Raw genomic sequence first — 1,978 nt, 5'->3', positions numbered from 1 at the left:
GTTTCATTATTTAGGCTTGCGGGGCTTCGTAGATAAGCATTTCATATTGCTTTGCGAGCAATATGAAATGGCAGAATTAAATCTCAGAACTATGATTGCAGACAATTTTAATGGTTGAATATTCGTGGGGATCCCTCAGGGACTAACCCCGTTAAACGAAAAAAGGCCCAACGAATAACGTTGAGCCTTTTCTCTTTTAATATGGCGGATAGCGAGGGATTCGAACCCCCGGTACGTTTGACCGTACGTCTGATTTCAAGTCAGGTGCATTAAACCGAGCTCTGCCAGCTATCCATTGTCTTAATTCTGGTTGGTCGTATAAACACGTTATTGCGACGTCCCCGAATTGAGGATGCGAATATTAGTGACGTTTTAAGGTGTTGTAAAGGGTTAATTTAATAAAATGTTTTGTTTGATTATTGTTTGAACGGATTGGATATATTTACACCATTTTACAAATTAGTAATGAGAATTATCACCAATAACACTTGAAAAAGTCACCTAAACACCATACAAATACATTCTTAATAAAGTTTTTTTAATTTACTTCCTGGAGAATACAATGGAACACAGATCTTCCTATAGCAATACAGGTCAAGCTTCTGTATTGCAAACGAACAAAGTACTTCGCAACACTTATATGCTGTTGGCGATGACGCTAACTTTCAGCGCAGTTTGTGCTGGCATAACAGCGGCTATGAACATTTCTCCAGGTATTGCCATGGGAATGAACCTAGCAGCCTTGGTTATGATATTTTTCTTAAATAAGGCATCACAGAGCTCTGCTGGCATTTGGTTTGTTTTTGCCTTTACCGGTTTACTAGGTGGCTCTTTAGGTTATACCTTAAATTACTATGCAGGTTTCCAAGGCGGCAGTGAGTTAATCATGCAAGCATTTGGCGCTACTGCACTAGTATTTTTTGGCCTATCTGGATATGTACTCACGACTAAGAAAGACTTCTCATTCATGGGTGGCTTTTTAATTGTTGGTTTAATCGTAGCGGTAGTCGCCTCAATTGCTAATATATTTATGGGTATTCCAGCGTTAAGTTTAGCTGTGAGTGCTGCGATTGTATTCATCATGTCTGGGTTCATCTTGTATGACACAAGCCGAATCATTAATGGTGGTGAAACTAACTACATTCGCGCTACGGTTTCTATGTACTTGAATATATACAACTTATTTACGTCTATCCTACACCTTCTTGGTGCGTTTAGTAGTGACGATTAATTCTTAAAAAAGAATTACATTTTTAAAACGCCTCAGCTTGCTGGGGCGTTTTTTTTTATGGTACATTGCACCCTTATGTCATCTTTTTCCTTATTAGTTACCTCAGCCCCCTTTTCCGAACAAAACGCCTATAGTGCATACCGTTTTGCCCTTGCGGCTGTGCAAGCTAAACACACAGTGAATGGCATCTTCTTTTATCAAAGTGGCACCTTAAATGGCTCAAGTTTGCAGCTAACGCCGTCGAACGAGTTTGATTTATATGCAGCTTGGAAAACCTTAGCCAGTGATCACAAAGTCCCTTTGATGGTCTGCGTGAGTGCTGCGAGTAAACGGGGCATTACCACAGCTGAAGACGCGCATGATTCAGATAATCCTCACTATAGCCTTACAGCACCATTTGAATCAGTAGGCTTAGGTGAGCTGGCAGTTTTAATGAAGAATAGTGATAGGTTGGTACAGTTTTGAGTGAGTCAGCCAATACCCTTGCCATCATCAACCAGTCAGCCCCATATGGCAATTCAAATGGACAAGAAAGCCTAGACATGGCTATGGCCATGAGTAACTTTGCTCAAGACGTAAGTCTGTTTTTTATTGAAGATGGCGTGTTACAGCTTTTATCAAAACAAGCCCCAGAAAATATAGATGCGAGGGCATACCATAAGACATTTCCAGCGTTAGAGTTTTACGATATTGAAAATATTTATGTGTGTAGGCACAGCCTCGAAAGCCGTGGAATTAAAGTGTCAG

General features: G+C 40.3%; 3 protein-coding genes and 1 tRNA gene. 3 read left to right on the top strand and 1 reads right to left on the bottom strand.

Annotated elements, in window-relative coordinates; all coding sequences use genetic code 11:
* Positions 1–202: 202 nt before the first annotated feature.
* Positions 203–294 (bottom strand) — tRNA-Ser (locus ABJE44_RS00145).
* A 268-nt stretch (positions 295–562) separates the two neighbouring features.
* Between ABJE44_RS00145 and ABJE44_RS00140 the strand changes: the two genes are divergently transcribed.
* From ABJE44_RS00140 to tusC, 3 genes are all read left to right on the top strand, one after another.
* Complete coding sequence (locus tag ABJE44_RS00140) at positions 563–1,231, top strand: Bax inhibitor-1/YccA family protein (protein ID WP_348113332.1); 669 nt, start codon at positions 563–565, stop codon at positions 1,229–1,231.
* A gap of 75 nt (positions 1,232–1,306) precedes the next feature.
* Complete coding sequence (gene tusD, locus ABJE44_RS00135; protein ID WP_348113334.1) at positions 1,307–1,696, top strand: sulfurtransferase complex subunit TusD; 390 nt, start codon at positions 1,307–1,309, stop codon at positions 1,694–1,696.
* Positions 1,693–1,978, top strand: a 286-nt coding sequence (tusC, locus tag ABJE44_RS00130) for a sulfurtransferase complex subunit TusC (RefSeq protein ID WP_348120593.1), incomplete at its 3' end; no start/stop codon positions are given. The genes tusD and tusC, both read left to right, overlap by 4 nt.

Origin of the sequence: Paraglaciecola sp. (assembly GCF_039942875.1) — a bacterium.
Classification (GTDB): domain Bacteria; phylum Pseudomonadota; class Gammaproteobacteria; order Enterobacterales; family Alteromonadaceae; genus Paraglaciecola.
Note: the sequence above shows the minus strand (reverse complement) of the source record. Positions and strands in the feature narration are given on the sequence as shown.

Coding starts and splice junctions, on each gene's coding strand:
- ABJE44_RS00140 (WP_348113332.1), top strand. CDS start 563: ATGGAACACAGATCTTCCTATAGCAATACAGGTCAAGCTTCTGTATTG.
- tusD (WP_348113334.1), top strand. CDS start 1,307: ATGTCATCTTTTTCCTTATTAGTTACCTCAGCCCCCTTTTCCGAACAA.